This window comes from Rodentibacter caecimuris (assembly GCF_010587025.1).
Taxonomy (GTDB): Bacteria; Pseudomonadota; Gammaproteobacteria; order Enterobacterales; family Pasteurellaceae; genus Rodentibacter; species Rodentibacter caecimuris.
In genome coordinates this window covers 1,328,249-1,345,717 of the sequence record NZ_CP040863.1, presented here as the reverse complement: position 1 = coordinate 1,345,717, position 17,469 = coordinate 1,328,249, and the positions used below count along the sequence as shown (strand labels likewise).

The following is a 17,469-nucleotide window of genomic DNA, read 5'->3' as shown; positions in this document are numbered from 1 at the left end:
CTTATCTGTTGGACTTATTTACTCTGCTAGGATAGTAGCATTTCACCATTTAAAAAAACTTGCTCTAGATCACATTTTGAGAAATTACCGGTCTTTTTCCATTAGATTTTCAATCTCTTCGATTTCTTTTGGTACCGCTGCTGTTAAGATTTTATTGCCGTATTCCGTCATTAATAAATTATCTTCAATACGTACACCAATTCCTTTATATTGTTCCGGCACATAGGCGTCTTCGGAAATATACAAACCGGGTTCCACTGTAATCACCATGCCAACTTCTAAAGTGCGGCTGCGTTCTTCGCCATATTCACCTACATCGTGTACGTCTAAGCCGAGCCAATGGCCTAATCCGTGCATATAAAATTGACGGTAGGCTTTCTGCTCAATGAGTTCCTCTACATTTCCATGTAAAATACCTAACTCAACTAAGCCCTGCACTTTTATGCGGATCACCTCATCATTCACAGTCTTTATTGAATTACCCGGTACTAATAATTCAATAGCGCGTTTTTGTGCTTTTAGAACGAGTTCGTAGATTTCACGTTGAGCTTGGCTAAATTTACCGTTGACTGGAAATGTGCGTGTAATATCCCCTGCATACATCGCAAATTCACAACCGGCATCAATTAAAACTAAATCGCCTTCTTTCAAGGGTTGATCATTTTCTGTGTAATGCAAAATACAGGCATTATCTCCACTGGCGATAATCGAATTGTAAGATGCAAAACGTGCGCCATGGCGGTTAAATTCGTGCAAAATTTCACTTTCAATTTCATATTCAAAACGATTAGGGCGTGTTTTTTGCATTGCTCTAATATGTGCTAATGCGCTAATTTGCCCTGCTTGTTGCATTAAGCGGATTTCATTGGGGGATTTAATCAGACGCATTTCGCTAATCATAGGACTCCAATCCAAAACCTCCGTAAAATTAACCGCACTTTCTGAAAGCAGCTTATCTCCCCATAAATGAAATTCAGGCATATAATAAAGTGCGGTCAGATTTTTGGTCATTTTAGGAAAAACGGCATTAAAATCATCAATAGAGTAGGCCTCGTCTAGCTTGAGTTTTTGTGGGGCTCGTTCAACACCTAAACGACGCCCATTCCAAGTTTCAAGTAAAGGATCTCGCGGTCGAAGAAAGATAATCGCCTTTTCCGATTGTGCGGTTTTCACTAATAGCAAAGCGGCATTAGGCTCATTAAAACCGGTTAAATACCAAAAGTAGCTATCTTGGCGAAAGGGAAAAGTACAATCATTGTTGCGACGTTTTTCAATTTCGGAAAACAGTAACAACGCAGAATGAGGCTGCATGTTTGCCAAAACCCGTTTCCGACGTTCAATAAATTCTTCTTGGGGCAATTCGAGCATATACGCAAGATCCATTTTTCTCTCCTTTTATGTGTGTTTTTTCGTTAGTGTAATACTGGTTTTTCCGTGTTTGATGCTTGATTAAATTGTGTGTAGAACAATGTTGCGATAGTTCTTACGTATTCAATGATTTCTTCAAGCGCTTCGTTCATTTCCTCTTCATCATCGTTTTCATCATAGCCCAATTGGCAAATATCATGTAAATCAGCTACGGCCTCACCGATTTCACCTTTTTCTTTGTCTAAATGAGGCTGTGCTAATCCTAATCCGAGTAAAAAATGATTTGACCATTCGGATAGGCTATCTGCACGTGTGAATACATTTTCGCTCTCAATTAATCCCAATTCAAAAGAAAAACTTTCGACATCTGCCAATGTTTCAGAAATTGTTTGATAAAGTTCACTTACTTGTTCTAAAAGTGCGGTCGGATAAGCGTGATTATCGTGAGTAAATTGGTAGAGCAGTGGTTGCCAACTTTGATCTTTGACGCCACCACAAATTAATCCGCTTAGAAAGCCGTGAAGTTCCGTTGCGTTAATACCGATACCGGCAGATTGGAGTTGTTTGTTAAGTTCGTTTTGAGCAATTGTCATTATTTATTTCCATGATAAAAATTCTTTTCAGTGTAAACCTTTATAAATAAAAAAGCGATCGCTTTCCATTGGAAAACGACCGCACTTTTTATTTGATGATAGGTGGCGATTACATCATTCCGCCCATACCACCCATGCTGCCCATACCGGCGCCTAAGTCTGCTTTTTCATCTTTTGGTAGCTCGGTTACCATACATTCCGTAGTAATCATCAAACCTGCTACAGATGCGGCAAATTGTAATGCAGAACGGGTTACTTTGGTTGGATCTAAGATACCCATTTCCAACATATCGCCATATTGTTCAGTGCTGGCATTGTAACCAAAGTTGCCTTCACCGGCTTTTACTGCGCTTGCAACCACAGAGGCTTCTTCGCCCGCGTTAGTCACGATTTGACGTAAAGGTGCTTCCATTGCGCGTAACGCAAGTTTGATTCCCACGTTTTGTTCTTCGTTATCACCGTTTAATGTTGTCGCAACTTTAGACGCTGCTCGAACCAGCGCAACACCGCCGCCGGCAACGATACCTTCTTCTACTGCCGCACGAGTGGCGTGTAATGCGTCGTCAACACGGTCTTTTTTCTCTTTCATTTCTACTTCGGTCGCCGCACCAACTTTGATAACAGCAACACCGCCGGCTAATTTAGCCACACGTTCTTGAAGTTTTTCTTTATCATAATCAGACGTGGATTCTTCGATTTGCTGACGAATTTGTGCGACACGACCATTGATTTGCGTTTGGTCGCCGATACCGTCAATAATGGTTGTATTATCTTTATTGATTACAACACGTTTTGCTTGACCAAGATCTTCTAATGTCGCTTTTTCAAGCTCCATACCGATTTCTTCGGAAATTACGGTACCTGCCGTTAAGATAGCAATATCTTGTAGCATTGCTTTACGACGATCACCAAAGCCCGGCGCTTTTACCGCTGCCACTTTTACAATACCGCGCATGGTATTCACGACTAAAGTTGCAAGTGCTTCACCTTCCACATCTTCAGCAATGATGAGTAATGGTTTACCTGCTTTCGCTACGGCTTCCAATACCGGTAGTAGTTCACGGATATTGGAGATTTTTTTATCTACCAATAAAATGTATGGGTTGTCTAATTCAACAATTGCGGCTTCCGGTTTATTAATAAAGTACGGAGAGAGATAACCGCGATCGAATTGCATCCCTTCTACTACGGCAAGTTCATCTTCCAAACCGGTACCGTCTTCCACGGTGATTACACCTTCTTTACCCACTTTTTCCATCGCCTGTGCGATCAATTGACCGACAACGCTGTCTGAATTTGCCGAAATTGTCCCTACTTGTTCAATTTCTTTTGACGTTTCGCAAGGTTTAGAAAGATTTTTAAGCTCAGAAACAACCGCACTGACTGCTTTATCAATACCGCGTTTTAAATCCATGGGGTTCATGCCTGCCGCTACGGCTTTTAAGCCTTCGCTGACAATTGCCTGTGCAAGAACGGTTGCGGTGGTTGTACCGTCACCTGCGGCATCATTGGCTTTAGAGGCAACCTCTTTCACCATTTGTGCGCCCATGTTTTCAAATTTATCTTCTAATTCAATTTCACGCGCTACAGAGACACCATCTTTAGTGATGGTTGGCGCTCCGAATGATTTATCTAAAATAACATTACGACCTTTCGGACCAAGAGTTACTTTCACTGCATCCGCTAATACGTTCACGCCGTTTAACATTTTTACGCGCGCATCATTACCAAATTTTACGTCTTTTGCTGCCATTTTATTGTTTCCTTTCATTTAATTTGTTTCAAAGTGCGGTGATGTTTTGTGAAGTTTTATTCAACAATCGCCAAAACATCGCTTTCAGAGATGATTAATACTTCTTCTCCGTCGATTTTTTCGCTTTTCACACCATAACCGTCATTGAAAATCACCGTATCACCTACTTTAACATCCAAAGGTTGAACTGTGCCGTTTTCCAAAATACGACCTTTTCCCACTGCTAATACTTTTGCACGGGTTGATTTTGTCGCCGCAGAGCCGGTTAATACGATACCGCCTGCCGATAAGGTTTCAACTTCTTCACGTTTGATAATCAAACGATCGTGTAATGGACGAATATTCATGATTAATTTCCTTCTTTAAAAAATGTGAAATTCCCACCTTATATGGGAATAAAAATTTTACTTTCAAGAGAAAAATTTAAAAATTTTTAGCCCTAAAAAAACTAATTTGAATGATGAAAATATGTCTTGAAGCCTCATTCAAAAATGTGATCTCAATCAATTTTTTTCTTATGAAAATTTCTATAATGTTGGCAGGTTAATTAACTCAAATAGGTGAGAAAAATGACACAATTTAGAAAAGAAGTGGATTTATTGGGTGAACGTGAAGTACCGGCGGATGCTTACTGGGGGATCCATACGCTAAGAGCGGTTGAAAATTTCAATATTTCTAATGTGACCATTTCTGACGTACCGGAATTTGTACGTGGTATGGTGATGGTAAAAAAAGCGACCGCTTTAGCGAACGGCGAGTTAGGCGCTATTCCGGCAGATATCGCAAAAGCGATTGTTTCAGCCAGCGATGAAATTTTGACGACCGGTAAATGTCTTGATCAATTTCCGTCAGATGTGTATCAGGGCGGTGCGGGCACTTCGGTAAATATGAATACCAATGAAGTGGTTGCTAATCTTGCGTTGGAAAAACTGGGCCATCAAAAAGGGGAATATCAATTCTTAGATCCAATGGATCACGTGAACGCTAGTCAATCGACTAACGATGCTTATCCTACCGGCTTCCGTATTGCGGTATATAACAGTATTTTAAAACTGGTTGATAAAATTCAATACCTGCAAGAAGGGTTTGAAAACAAGGCAAAAGAATTCAATAACATACTGAAAATGGGGCGTACTCAGTTGCAAGATGCGGTGCCAATGACCGTAGGACAAGAATTTAAAGCCTTCGCAATATTGCTTGAAGAAGAAGTCCGTAATTTAAAACGTACCGCCGAATTATTACTTGAGGTTAACCTTGGTGCGACGGCGATCGGTACCGGTTTAAACACACCACAAGGTTACGCGCAACTTGCTGTGAAACACCTTGCGGAAGTAACCGGTTTACCGTGCGTATTAGCTGAAAACTTAATTGAAGCAACCTCTGACTGCGGGGCCTACGTCATGGTACACGGTGCATTAAAACGCACCGCAGTAAAACTTTCTAAAGTATGTAATGACTTACGTTTACTTTCTTCCGGTCCGCGTGCAGGATTAAAAGAAATCAATCTTCCTGAGTTGCAAGCCGGTTCTTCCATTATGCCGGCAAAAGTGAATCCGGTTGTGCCTGAAGTAGTAAATCAAGTCTGCTTTAAAGTGATTGGTAACGATACTACCGTGACTTTTGCCTCTGAGGCGGGTCAATTACAATTAAATGTAATGGAACCGGTAATCGGTCAAACTATGTTTGAATCTATCGACATTTTAACTAACGCTTGTGTCAATTTACGTGATAAATGTGTTGACGGAATCACCGTAAATAAAGAAATTTGCGAAAACTATGTGTTTAACTCAATCGGTATTGTGACTTACTTAAACCCATTTATTGGCCACCATAATGGTGATTTAGTCGGTAAAATTTGTGCCGAAACCGGTAAGGGTGTACGCGAAGTCGTGTTAGAAAAAGGATTACTCACCGCAGAACAATTAGATGATATTCTCTCTGTTGAGAACCTGATGAATCCGACTTATAAGGCGAAATTAAATAAATAGTTTTATAAGTTAAGAGAACCAAGTGTGGTCAAGTTGGCCACACTTTTTTATTGGTAAAAATACAGTCAACGTTACCTAAGTTTTGTGTCGTGGAGATTAAAAATTAGAGGGGGACTTGTTGGTGTGAGCCGAAATTTAACGAAAAAAACCGCACTGAAAAGTGCGGTTGAATTATCTAAGATATTTTCCGATTATGCTTCAGGGCCTGCTGAGATTAATGCTTTACCTTCAGCATTGGTTGCATATTTTTCAAAGTTTTTCACAAAACGACCCGCCAAGTCTTTCGCTTTTGCTTGCCATTGATCTTTGTCGGCATAGGTATCACGCGGATCTAAAATCGCAGAATCGACGCCCGGCAACGCTTTTGGAATCGTTAAGTTAAAGATTGGTAATTTACCCATTTCCGCTTTTTCGATTGAGCCGTCTAAGATAGCGTCAATAATACCTCGGGTATCTTTAATCGAGATACGTTTGCCCGTGCCGTTCCAACCGGTATTGACTAAATAGGCTTCTGCACCTGCCGCTTCCATTCGTTTTACCAACACTTCAGCATACTGTGTCGGGTGCAGAGTTAGGAAAGCCGCACCAAAACAGGCGGAGAAAGTTGGCGTTGGCTCGGTAATGCCTCGTTCCGTACCTGCCAATTTTGCAGTGAAACCAGATAAGAAATAGTATTTGGTTTGTTCCGGTGTTAATTTAGAAACCGGCGGTAAAACACCAAAAGCATCAGCCGTTAAGAAAATCACTTTAGTTGCATGGCCTGCACGGGAAATCGGTTTAACGATATTATCAATATGGTGAATCGGGTAAGATACACGTGTATTTTCGGTTTTTGATGCGTCATCGAAATCAATAGAACCGTCAGCACGTACAACAACATTTTCTAACAACGCATCACGGCGGATTGCACGATAAATATCCGGCTCGTTTGCTTCAGAAAGATGAATGGTTTTGGCATAGCACCCGCCTTCAAAGTTGAAGACACCGACATCATCCCAGCCGTGTTCATCATCACCGATTAATTCACGTTTCGGATCGGTTGAAAGCGTCGTTTTACCGGTACCGGATAACCCGAAGAAAATAGCAACATCACCATCTTTACCAACGTTCGCGGAGCAGTGCATTGCACCTACGCCTTTTAACGGTAGGAAGTAGTTCATCATGGAGAACATCCCTTTTTTCATTTCACCGCCGTACCAAGTACCGCCGATTAATTGAATTCCCTCAGTTAAATTGAACGCAACAAAATTTTCAGAATTTAAACCCTGTTCTTTCCAGTTTGGATTGGTCACTTTTGAGCCGTTCATTACGACAAAGTCAGGTTCAAAGTCTTTCAGTTGTTCCTCTGTTGGACGGATGAACATATTTTTCACAAAATGCGCTTGCCATGCCACTTCAGTGACGATACGAACGGCGATACGATCTTTTTCGCTCGCGCCGCAGAAACCATCAACGACAAACAAACGCTTACGGGATAGTTGTTTAGTCACCAAGTCTTTTAAGCTTTGCCAAGTCGCTTGATTCATCGGTTTATTATCATTTTTTGCGGCTTCGGATGTCCACCAAACGGTATCTTTGGTTTTTTCATCCAAAACAATATATTTATCTTTCGGTGAACGGCCGGTAAAGATACCGGTATCAACGGCTACGGCGCCGGTATTGGTTAATGTCCCTTTTTCAAAACCCTCCAATCCGGGTTTGGTTTCTTCCTCAAATAATTGCTCGTAGCTTGGGTTATAGACAACTTCTTTTACGTCATAAATACCAAGGGTTTCAAGCGCTTTAATTACTTTGTTTAAGTCTGTCATAAGTCACCTCTGTATAAAAGATTAAAATTTAGCTACGCGCTATTTTAAAGAAAGTAAATCAGAAAAAATGTTAACTTGATCTCATTTTTGAAAATTCACATTAATTTCTACCTATTTAGAGTTGGTTTGACGGGCAAAATGAAAAAAATAAGGGGAATATGTACATTCCCCTATAAATATCGATTATTTTTTCCAATTTTTTAGTGCATCCGCAAAAGCATTACCCATTGAGCTATTGCCACGTGGATTACGCTCTTGGCGTGCAGTATTGCCCCGAGGTTTTGCCGATAAAGTGCGGTCGGATTTATCAGTATTTTTTACCGCACTTTCATCCAATCGCATTGTCAGTGCAATGCGTTTACGCGGTATATCCACATCTAATACTTTGACTTTCACAATATCGCCGGTTTTCACGACTTGATGTGGGTCTTCCACGAACTTATCACTAAGTGATGAAATATGTACCAGCCCGTCCTGATGTACGCCAATATCGACGAACGCGCCAAAATTGGTGACATTCGTAATCGTGCCTTCTAAAATCATGCCGGCTTTTAAATCCGAAATGTCTTCCACGCCCTCAATAAAAGTAGCCGTTTTAAATTCGCCACGAGGGTCACGCCCCGGTTTTTCCAATTCTTTGAAAATATCTTGTACCGTCGGTAAACCAAAACGCTCATCAGTAAACTGTGCAGCATTCAGCTGGCGCACAGTATGGCTTCCCATTAATTCTTGAATGGACTGTTGGGTCGCTTGTAAGATTTTTTCTACCAATGAATAAGCCTCCGGATGAACGCCTGAGGCATCCAGCGGATTTTTCCCATCTGCAATGCGCATAAAACCGGCACATTGTTCAAAGGCTTTTGGTCCGAGACGAGGCACTTTTTTTAGTTGCTCACGGCTGTCAAAACGACCGTTTTCATCACGATAAGCCACAATATTTTGCGCCAAGGTTTTTGTCATTCCTGCGACACGAGCGAGTAGTGGGGCGGAAGCCGTATTTAAATCAACGCCTACCGCATTCACACAATCCTCAACGACCGCATCCAATTTACGCGCTAATTGAGATTGATTGACATCGTGTTGATATTGCCCCACACCGATCGCCTTAGGTTCGATTTTCACCAGTTCAGCCAACGGATCCTGTAATCGGCGTGCAATGGATACCGCGCCACGCAAAGAAACATCTAAATGCGGGAATTCATTCGCGGCAAATTCTGAGGCGGAATAAACCGAGGCGCCCGCCTCACTCACTACTACGGTTTGCGGTTTATTGTCTTTGATTTCTTTAATCACTTCTTTCGCAAAACGTTCCGTTTCACGGGAGGCCGTACCATTACCAATCGCAATAAGTTCAACATTATGCTTGTGAATGAGATTAAATAAGGTCATTGTGGATTCGCTCTCACTACCGGTATGGGGATAAATGGTGGCGGTATCCAATAATTTCCCCGTGTTATCCACAACGGCAACTTTCACACCGGTACGTAATCCCGGATCAAGCCCCATCGTATTTTTTGAGCCGGCAGGTGCTGCCATTAAAAGTGCGGTCAGATTTCGGGCGAAAACATCAATGGCTTCTTCTTCCGCTTTTTCACGCAATGCTCCCATCAATTCTGTTTCTAAATGCAAGGACACTTTGATTTTCCATGTCCATGCAATCACTTGCTCACGCCATTTATCCGCCGGCTGACCGCTGAAACGCACGCCCAAATGTTCTCGAATAATGTCTTCACAATAACTGTGGCGCACCCCTTCCTCTGCCTCAGGATCTGCGTTTAAAGTTAGTTGTAAAATGCTTTCATTACGCCCTCGGAACATCGCCAAGGCACGGTGAGAGGGCACATTTTTCAGCAATTCTTGATGGTCAAAATAATCTTGGAATTTCGCGCCTTCCTGCTCTTTTCCTTCAACCACTTTCGCTTCAAGTTGGGCATTTTGCTGCAAATATTGTCGCACTTTTGCCAATAATTGCGCATCTTCGGCAAAACGCTCCATTAAAATATAGCGTGCGCCATCCAAGGCGGCCTTGACATCTGCCACGCCATTTTCGGCATTCACAAAAGAAAGTGCGGTCGTTTCCGGATCATTTTTTGGCTCGTTCCAAAGTAACTCGGCGAGAGGTTCAAGCCCCGCTTCAATGGCGATTTGCCCCTTTGTACGGCGTTTAGGCTTATAGGGCAAATACAAATCCTCAAGCTCGGTTTTGCTTTGGGTTGCTTCGATTTGTGCGCGCAATTCATCGCTGAGTTTGCCTTGCTCATCAATAGATTTCAAAATACTTTGACGGCGTTCTTCAAGCTCACGTAAATAGCCTAAACGGGTTTCAAAATGGCGTAGTTGAGTATCATCTAAACCACCGGTGGCCTCTTTACGATAACGTGCAATAAATGGAATGGTGTTGCCGTCATCGACAAGTTGAATGGCGGCGAGAATTTGATTAGGTGCAACGTTAAGCTCTGTTGCGATAATTTGACTGATTTGTTGATTTAACATCGGAATACGTCTTTGTTGAAAATAAAGTTAATGAAAATCGGAAATAGAATACTGGTTTTGATAACTTGGCTCAAATATAATTCAATAAATTTTCCGACCTTTATAAAATAAATGGCAAAATCAAACTACATCACACGTCAAGGCTGGAACAGCTTAGATAAAGAACTCAAATTTTTGTGGAAAGAAGAACGCCCAAAAGTCACTCAGGCGGTTTCTGATGCGGCAGCGTTAGGCGATCGCAGTGAAAATGCCGAGTATATTTACGGCAAGCGCCGATTACGGGAAATTGATCGCCGTGTGCGTTTTCTCACCAAACGTTTAGAGGTTTTACAAATTGTGGATTACAACCCTAAGCAAGAGGGCAAAGTCTTTTTTGGCGCGTGGGTGGAATTAGAAGATGACGAGGGGGAGGTAAAACAATATCGTTTGGTCGGTTGCGATGAGTTTGAGCCGGCGAAAAACTGGATCTCCATTGATTCACCTGTGGCTCGAGCCTTGATTGGTAAAACCATTGATGATGAAGTGAGTGTAGAAACCCCTTCCGGACGCATAACCCTTTATGTGAACCGTATTTGGTATGAGGAAAGTTAGGCACAGCACTAAAGAGCGGTTGAAATTTAAGGCAAATTTTAACCGCTCTTTTTATTCGATCCGATCTTCTTTTGCTGTCACCCCAAAAAATCGTTTATATTCACGCGAAAATTGCGAGGGACTTTCGTAGTCGACTAAGCTTGCTGCTTCAGCAATCGGGCGTTTTTCTTGCAAAATCAACACACGAGCTTGCTGTAGGCGTAACTGTTTTTGGAATTTCATCGGGCTAATGCCGACAATAGCGCGGAAATGTTGGCGAAATGCAGATTCACTCATCAATGCCCGTTCGGCAAGGCTTGAAAGCGTATTTTTTGATTGCAGATGCTGTTTCATCCAGGCCATCGTTTCAATAATTTTATGTGTTGCAGTGCCATCTTTTAATAATGTCACCAATTCCGGATGAGCATGAAAAATCCGTAAAGCAATTTCCTGCTTAATCAGTTCTGCAAGAGGGCGGATAAGTGTTTCCTCTTGTAGGGTATCTACCAGTCGGGAAAGGCTTTCAAGCAGCTTTTCATTGGCATCAAACAGGTTGAAAATACGATTGGGCGTATTGTGTTGCTGCGTATTTTTATTGTTCAGTGCCAATGTACACGCCAAGTGAGAAAGTTGGTTAAAATCAAATTCTAACGCTAAACCTAAAAAAGGCTTATTGAACGAGCATTCCGGCATATAAGCAAAGCCTGAAATATTCGCACCAATAAACAAAATCTGTCCCACTTCATAACAAATATGCTCGTTCTCCAGAGAAATTTCCTTTCGTCCTTGAAGGGCTACGACAATACCAAGCGGTTGTACACAAGGTAATGAATAATTCGGATGGTCGTGGCGATAAAAACTCAAGCCTTCTATTTTGGTATGAATACGCCCTTCTTTCGGCATATAAGGCAACACTTTTGTAACCAGTTGATGGTAAAGTGCGGTCAATTTCTCAGGTGTTTTTGAAATTGTCATTTTCTACAATAACTCATGAACTAAATTTTCTGAAAATTTTAATTAAAATCAAGGTAAGAGTAGAGTTCTAAATTTGAAATTTATCAGAAAAGGCAATAAAAATATCATTTTAGGCAAGTGTTTTGTATTTGGCTTTCGTTATAATACGTGGCGGTTCATACAACCGTATAAACAATAGCAAAATAGGAGCTTTACAATGACTGAATTAAGCAAACAACCTGTACGTGATTTTGCAGAACACAATGCTTATTTCCCATCAGAATATTCATTATCGCAATACACCAGCCCAAAAACTGATTTTGACGGTGTGAAGTTCGAAACACGTTACCAAGGCGATAAAAAAGTACTGATGATTGCCACCGATGAACGCTATTTACAAATGCAAAACGGTAAATGGTTTTCAACGGGGAATCATCCGGTAGAAACCTTATTACCGATGCTTCATATTCATAAAGCCGGTTTTGAAATTGATGTGGCGACTCTCTCAGGCAATCACGCAAAATTTGAAATGTGGGCAATGCCGGCAGAAGATCAAGCCGTCGCTGACATCTACAATGAGTATTTGCCGAAATTAGATAAACCGGCAAAATTAGCGGATATCATTGATGAAGTTACCGCTGAAAATTCACCTTATGTGGCGGTATTAATTCCAGGCGGTCATGGCACATTTAATAAAATTCCGGAAAGCCGTGAAGTAAAACGGCTATTGGATTGGGCGATGGCGACCAATAAATTTATCATCACCCTTTGTCACGGCCCGGCGGCATTAGCGGCAGCTGCAATTGATAAGCACGAGGCGGATTTTCCATTCAAAGGCTATGAACTATGTGTCTTCCCGGATGCGTTGGATGAAGGCGCAAACATTGATATCGGTTATATGCCCGGTAAATTACCTTGGTTATTAGCCGCTCGCTTGGAACAATTAGGGATGAAAGTGATGAATCAAGGCATTAGCGGTCAGGTTCACAAAGACCGTAATCTATTAACAGGTGATAGCCCGTTAGCAGGCAATAAACTTGGTATTTTAGCCGCCGAAGAATTATTAAAATCTGTGGGTTTGAAATAATTTAATCCTTTTCCGATGCCGTTGATTTCAACGGCATTTTTGTTTTAGATAATAGAATTAGTTAAATGTGATGAATATGCAACAAATCAATATGCGTGAAGCGGGCGATCCCAGCGTATTATTTATCGAACATGCGCGCATTCCGCAACCTAAAGCTGATGAACTGTTAGTGAGAGTAGCATTTGCGGGAGTAAATCGTCCGGATATTATGCAGCGTCAAGGTTTATACCCAATGCCAAAAGATGTAACACCGATCATGGGATTAGAACTTTCAGGTGAAGTGGTGGCATTAGGGAAAGAGGTAAAAAATTTTAATATTGGTGATCTTGTCTGTGCTTTAACTGACGGTGGTGCCTATGCGGAATATTGTGTGGTTAAAGCAGGGCAAGTTTTGCCGCTTCCGAAAGGCTATACCTTGCAAGAGGCTGCAATGCTACCGGAAACGTTTTTCACCGTGTGGGCGAATCTTTTTATGCAACAGCAAATGAAACCGGGTGAAAGCCTGCTTGTGCATGGCGGAACCAGCGGCATTGGGATTACGGCATTGGCAATCGCAAAAAGCCTTGGGATAACAACTTTTGCAACAGTAGGAAATGCAGAAAAATGTGAGGCGGTAGCACAATTTGGGGCAATTGCAATCAACTATAAAACTGAAAATTTTGTGAAAAGGATTCGTCAATATCAAACAGGGGTTGATGGTGTACTGGATTTAGTGGGCGCAAGCTATTTTGCACAAAACCTTGACATTCTCAATAAAGACGGGCGGATTTTCCTGATCGGTTTTATGGGGGGACATATTGCGGAACAGGTTGATTTGCTCAACATTGCAGTAAAACGAGCTACCCTCACCGGTTCGACCATGCGCGGTAGAACAGCGGAAGAAAAAGCGGTAATTGCTCAATCTCTGTTGGAAAATGTATGGGACAAACTTGCTAAAGGGGAAATTGCTAAACCTATTTTACACAAGTGCTATGACTTCAGAGAAGTTACACAAGCACATAGAGAAATGGATAAAGGCACGCATATTGGCAAGATTTTATTGGCGTTTTAATAAGCCGGCGATTCCTAAAGTGCGATTGGTTTTGGCGGGTTTTTTTAGCGGCTCGCCAAATAAATATAAATTAAAATGCCATAGAAACCGGCAGCGCTTATCCCGAGTAATCGTCCAGCAAGTTTCGGGCGTTTAGCATGTAATTTATACAGTAAACGCGAAATAATGGCGAGAATGAAAGGGTAGATCCAAAATAGGGTAGAGAACAAATTGCTTTGCCCTTCCGTTAATGCATGATTTTGAGCGAAATAGGGGGAAATAATCAACGCGAGCGGCCACAGTAAAACCGGCGTGCAAAAAGCCGCAAGCCCCCAAGCGAACCCACTAAATTTTGTTGGCATAGACGGTCGTTCCATAAGCGCAATCCCGCAGTAAAATGACAGAGTGGGAAATATAGCAAATACGCTTGAGATTGGGTAGTAATTCTTTGCTTTAACCTGCTTAAAGTGGTAGAGTATTGGCAACTTTTTCCATTCGGTAGGATGCCGCTTGAAATACGATCTCGATCGAGCAAAAAAATGTGTGGAAATTCTTGATAAGCGTCGTTTGGAACGTGCATTATCGGGATCCGGTGATGGGTTTCGACACGTTTTATCTCTGTTTCCTTTACTGTTTCAATTGAACCATTCGAGTTTATCCGGTTATGTGGCGCAATCCCCTTGTGGCGTGGCAAATTTTAAGTTGTCGGCTTATCAGCAACAATTCCTTTCTTCCGAATCTCCTGAACTTTACGAGCAAATAAAAGATCAAGCCTATGGTGGTAATCCACCGATTTTAGGTATTTATGTGATGGGCAGTTTTGGCTCTATCAGCCAAAGTAGTAGCTCTGATATGGATACATGGATTTGCTGCCGTGAAGATTTAACGGAAAATGAACGGAATTTATTAGAACAAAAAGCCCAAAAAATCAAAGAATGGGCAATGGGGTTTGAGGTTGAAATTAATTTCTATCTGGTTGATCAACAGCGTTTCCGGCATGGATATTATTCCGAACCTTTGACGAGCGAAAACAGTGGCTCTGCACAATATATGTTATTGCTTGACGAGTTTTATCGCTCTGCCGTTCGCTTGGCTGGGAAACCGTTACTGTGGCTACATTTATGGGTAGAAAATGAAGCGGACTATGAAAACGAAGTCAAAACACGCATTCAGAACGGTTCGCTTGATTCACAAGATTGGGTTGATTTTGGCGGATTAGCGCAGTTTTCCGCTAAGGAATACTTTGGTGCAGGCTTGTGGCAACTTTACAAAGGAATTGATTCGCCGTATAAATCCGTACTAAAAATTTTGTTGTTGGAAGTTTATTCGAAAGAATATCCGAACCCTCATCTTATTGCTCGTCAGTTTAAAGAAGATCTCTTTTCCGGCAACACCACGCCTGCCCATCATTTTGATCCTTATATTGCAATTCTTTCTAAAGTGACGGATTATTTGACCGCACTTTCCGAATTTAAGCGCCTTGATTTTGTTCGTCGCTGTTTTTATGTCAAAGTAACAGAAGATTTAGCCTTATATCAAACCCATAACTGGCGGACTGATTACATACAAATTTTGGCTCAGGAATGGGGCTGGGGTGCCGAACAAATTCACGAACTGAATTATCGCCCGTTTTGGAAAATTAAGCGTGCCAAAGAAAGCCATGATAACTTAGTGAAGTTTTTGATGATGAGCTATCATAATTTGGTGAGTTTTGCCCGTAAATATAAAATTAACTCAAGCGTTGTACCACAAGATATTAATGTTCTTACCCGTAAACTCTACACGACATTTGAGGAACTACCGGGCAAGGTGATTTTACTTAATTCGCAGATTTCCCGTAATTTATCCGAGCCGCATATTTCATTTTTAGAAGTGAGGGGTAATAAGCATTTACAAGATGGTTGGTATCTTATCAATCGAGCACCAAATACGATGATGTTTTCTCAACATCGTATTATTGAGTATAACAAAAGCCTTAATAAGCTGGTCGCGTGGGCATATTTTAATCGCTTGCTTACTGCGGAAACGCAACTTCACTTATTTAGTCGCACTATTGAGATTGAAACTTTGCGTAATTTTGTCGCTGATCTTCGGTTGTCTTTTTCACGGGAAAACTCAGTAGCAGGCGGTGATATTTTGGCAACCGCTTGTGAAATTCGTAATATTGTTATTGCCGTGAATTTAACCTCTGATCCTACGGCAAGGATTACGGAATTTAAAGATAGTCTTTCAGCCTGTGATTTATTTAGTTTCGGTTCGCTAGAACAAAATCTTGTGGGGAGCATTGATTTTACTTATCGCAATATATGGAATGAAATTCGCACGCTGCACTTTGAAGGGCCAAATGCTATTTTGATTGCGTTAAAAGTGCTATCAAATAAAATTTATCGAGATGCGAATAATCCCCCTTCCGTACAGGTTTTTTGTTACAGCCGGCATTATCGCCGAACATTACGCAATCTTGTCAGCGCGTTAGTAAATCGTTGCATAAACATTCAGCTTGGTAACCAAACCTTCAATATTCCACGTTTACGCGTAGCGGGAAAAAATTGGCAATTTTTCTTTGAAGAAAGCGGACTTAGCTTGCAAGAAGTTGAGAATAGCAGTCAAAGTGCGGTAGATTTTGATGATGTTTTACAAAGTCCGGTGGAAGAAAAAAGTGATATTTATAGTAAACATCGCAAATATCCGATTGAAATCGATCTTTTGGCGAGAGAAGGTTTCCTGCAATTTTTCTTTGAGGACAATAAAGATAATACCTTTAATGTCTATTTACTGAATGAAACCAATCAGTTAGAGATTTATCGCCATTGCGACGGTTCAAAAGATGAAAAAGTACAACAGATTAACCAACTTTATCAAGCTCTAGAGTCGGGTGATGAAAATCCGTATCACATTGAGTCTCGTAATTTTAATTATCCACAGTTTTATCAAATTCAATATAGTGATCAAGGTGATGTGCAAATTCAATCTTTTAAATATCAACAACATGTATCGGCAGTGCATTAGACGCTGTAAAATAATGAACTAGATCAAGTTTCCTGAGTTTCTTGATTGGAAGAGGGGAAAAATCCCGATAGAATGGCTCGTTTTTAGGTGACAGGTTAATAAATGTTATTGTTCACCGATGGGGGGGAAATGCAAGAAAAGTTAAAAGTTTTACTCATCGACGATCATCCGTTAATGCGTCGAGGTATCAAACAACTAATTGAATTAGAAGAAAATTTCGAAGTCGTCGCTGATGTTGGGAGTGGTACGGAAGGCATTTCTGTTGCCTTACAGACATCGCCGGATTTAATTATTTTAGATCTTAATATGAAAGGACTTTCAGGGTTGGATACACTGAAAGGTTTACGTGCTGAAGGGGTGGATGCACGTATCGTTATTTTGACGGTATCAGATGCTAAAAATGATATTTTTGCCTTAATTGATGCAGGCGCGGACGGCTATTTATTAAAAGATACAGAGCCGGAAACCTTACTTGAAGAAATCAAACGTATTGCAAAAGGCGAGGTCATTTTAAGTAACTCAATCAAAGATTTATTGATTGAACGTGAGCATCGTCGTGACCCAATGGATTTACTCACCGATCGTGAAATGGGCGTTTTACGCTTAATTGCCACCGGATTATCAAACAAACAAATTGCAGGGCAGTTATTTATTTCCGAAGAAACGGTAAAAGTACATATTCGTAATTTATTGCGTAAATTAAACGTACATTCCCGCGTCGCGGCTACCGTATTATATTTTGAATACAACGGACGCTAACAACACATTATTAGATAAAAGTGCGGTCAGAAAAATACTTCATTTCTGACCGCACTT

14 protein-coding genes are annotated in these 17,469 nt (G+C 41.2%); 6 read left to right on the top strand and 8 right to left on the bottom strand.

Annotation, left to right across the window (positions count from 1 at the left end):
- Positions 1-84: 84 nt before the first annotated feature.
- From pepP to FEE42_RS06750, 4 genes are all read right to left on the bottom strand, one after another.
- Positions 85-1,383, bottom strand: a complete 1,299-nt coding sequence (gene pepP / locus FEE42_RS06765; protein WP_164027982.1) for a Xaa-Pro aminopeptidase — start codon at positions 1,381-1,383, stop codon at positions 85-87.
- Positions 1,384-1,412: 29 nt separating this feature from the next.
- A complete protein-coding gene (locus FEE42_RS06760; protein WP_164027981.1) occupies positions 1,413-1,961 on the bottom strand; it encodes a YecA/YgfB family protein in 549 nt (182 codons plus the stop codon).
- Between the two features lie 109 nt (positions 1,962-2,070).
- Complete coding sequence (gene groL / locus FEE42_RS06755) at positions 2,071-3,714, bottom strand: chaperonin GroEL (RefSeq protein WP_164027980.1); 1,644 nt, start codon at positions 3,712-3,714, stop codon at positions 2,071-2,073.
- Between the two features lie 56 nt (positions 3,715-3,770).
- Positions 3,771-4,061 (bottom strand): co-chaperone GroES, encoded by a 291-nt coding sequence (locus tag FEE42_RS06750; RefSeq protein WP_018356907.1) that lies wholly within the window; start codon positions 4,059-4,061, stop codon positions 3,771-3,773.
- A gap of 222 nt (positions 4,062-4,283) precedes the next feature.
- Here FEE42_RS06750 and aspA point away from each other — a divergent pair, with 222 nt between their 5' ends.
- Positions 4,284-5,702 carry an aspartate ammonia-lyase gene (aspA, locus tag FEE42_RS06745; RefSeq protein WP_164027979.1) on the top strand — a complete coding sequence of 473 codons (1,419 nt, stop codon included), beginning with the start codon at positions 4,284-4,286 and terminating at the stop codon, positions 5,700-5,702.
- 191 nt (positions 5,703-5,893) lie between these two features.
- Here aspA and pckA read toward each other — a convergent pair whose 3' ends face one another.
- Positions 5,894-7,510: a phosphoenolpyruvate carboxykinase (ATP) gene (pckA, locus tag FEE42_RS06740; protein WP_164027978.1), complete on the bottom strand. Its 1,617-nt coding sequence runs from the start codon at positions 7,508-7,510 to the stop codon at positions 5,894-5,896.
- Positions 7,511-7,693: 183 nt separating this feature from the next.
- Positions 7,694-10,003 (bottom strand): Tex family protein, encoded by a 2,310-nt coding sequence (locus FEE42_RS06735; protein WP_059366005.1) that lies wholly within the window; start codon positions 10,001-10,003, stop codon positions 7,694-7,696.
- 111 nt (positions 10,004-10,114) lie between these two features.
- Here FEE42_RS06735 and greB point away from each other — a divergent pair, with 111 nt between their 5' ends.
- Positions 10,115-10,594: a transcription elongation factor GreB gene (gene greB, locus FEE42_RS06730; protein ID WP_077582055.1), complete on the top strand. Its 480-nt coding sequence runs from the start codon at positions 10,115-10,117 to the stop codon at positions 10,592-10,594.
- A 51-nt stretch (positions 10,595-10,645) separates the two neighbouring features.
- Here the strand turns inward: greB and FEE42_RS06725 are convergent, their stop codons facing one another.
- Positions 10,646-11,548 (bottom strand): AraC family transcriptional regulator, encoded by a 903-nt coding sequence (locus FEE42_RS06725; protein ID WP_077582054.1) that lies wholly within the window; start codon positions 11,546-11,548, stop codon positions 10,646-10,648.
- A 196-nt stretch (positions 11,549-11,744) separates the two neighbouring features.
- Between FEE42_RS06725 and hchA the strand changes: the two genes are divergently transcribed.
- Together hchA and FEE42_RS06715 are read left to right on the top strand one after the other, a co-directional pair.
- The gene (gene hchA, locus FEE42_RS06720; protein ID WP_077582053.1) at positions 11,745-12,614 is read left to right on the top strand and encodes a glyoxalase III HchA; all 870 of its coding nucleotides are present in this window, start codon (positions 11,745-11,747) and stop codon (positions 12,612-12,614) included.
- A gap of 76 nt (positions 12,615-12,690) precedes the next feature.
- Positions 12,691-13,665 (top strand): NAD(P)H-quinone oxidoreductase, encoded by a 975-nt coding sequence (locus tag FEE42_RS06715; RefSeq protein WP_077582052.1) that lies wholly within the window; start codon positions 12,691-12,693, stop codon positions 13,663-13,665.
- A gap of 44 nt (positions 13,666-13,709) precedes the next feature.
- Here the strand turns inward: FEE42_RS06715 and FEE42_RS06710 are convergent, their stop codons facing one another.
- Positions 13,710-14,021, bottom strand: coding sequence for a DUF5389 family protein (locus tag FEE42_RS06710; protein WP_077582051.1), 312 nt, complete (start codon positions 14,019-14,021; stop codon positions 13,710-13,712).
- 133 nt (positions 14,022-14,154) lie between these two features.
- Here FEE42_RS06710 and FEE42_RS06705 point away from each other — a divergent pair, with 133 nt between their 5' ends.
- Entirely contained in the window at positions 14,155-16,653 is a 2,499-nt protein-coding gene (locus tag FEE42_RS06705) for a class I adenylate cyclase (RefSeq protein ID WP_164027977.1), read from the top strand.
- Between the two features lie 129 nt (positions 16,654-16,782).
- On the top strand, positions 16,783-17,412 hold the full coding sequence (locus FEE42_RS06700) for a response regulator (protein ID WP_059368813.1): 630 nt from the start codon (positions 16,783-16,785) through the stop codon (positions 17,410-17,412).
- The last annotated feature ends 57 nt before the right edge of the window (positions 17,413-17,469 follow it).

Coding starts and splice junctions, on each gene's coding strand:
- hchA (WP_077582053.1), top strand. CDS start 11,745: ATGACTGAATTAAGCAAACAACCTGTACGTGATTTTGCAGAACACAAT.
- pepP (WP_164027982.1), bottom strand. CDS start 1,383: ATGGATCTTGCGTATATGCTCGAATTGCCCCAAGAAGAATTTATTGAA.
- FEE42_RS06725 (WP_077582054.1), bottom strand. CDS start 11,548: ATGACAATTTCAAAAACACCTGAGAAATTGACCGCACTTTACCATCAA.
- groL (WP_164027980.1), bottom strand. CDS start 3,714: ATGGCAGCAAAAGACGTAAAATTTGGTAATGATGCGCGCGTAAAAATG.
- pckA (WP_164027978.1), bottom strand. CDS start 7,510: ATGACAGACTTAAACAAAGTAATTAAAGCGCTTGAAACCCTTGGTATT.
- FEE42_RS06735 (WP_059366005.1), bottom strand. CDS start 10,003: ATGTTAAATCAACAAATCAGTCAAATTATCGCAACAGAGCTTAACGTT.
- aspA (WP_164027979.1), top strand. CDS start 4,284: ATGACACAATTTAGAAAAGAAGTGGATTTATTGGGTGAACGTGAAGTA.
- FEE42_RS06750 (WP_018356907.1), bottom strand. CDS start 4,061: ATGAATATTCGTCCATTACACGATCGTTTGATTATCAAACGTGAAGAA.
- FEE42_RS06700 (WP_059368813.1), top strand. CDS start 16,783: ATGCAAGAAAAGTTAAAAGTTTTACTCATCGACGATCATCCGTTAATG.
- FEE42_RS06760 (WP_164027981.1), bottom strand. CDS start 1,961: ATGACAATTGCTCAAAACGAACTTAACAAACAACTCCAATCTGCCGGT.
- greB (WP_077582055.1), top strand. CDS start 10,115: ATGGCAAAATCAAACTACATCACACGTCAAGGCTGGAACAGCTTAGAT.
- FEE42_RS06715 (WP_077582052.1), top strand. CDS start 12,691: ATGCAACAAATCAATATGCGTGAAGCGGGCGATCCCAGCGTATTATTT.
- FEE42_RS06710 (WP_077582051.1), bottom strand. CDS start 14,021: ATGGAACGACCGTCTATGCCAACAAAATTTAGTGGGTTCGCTTGGGGG.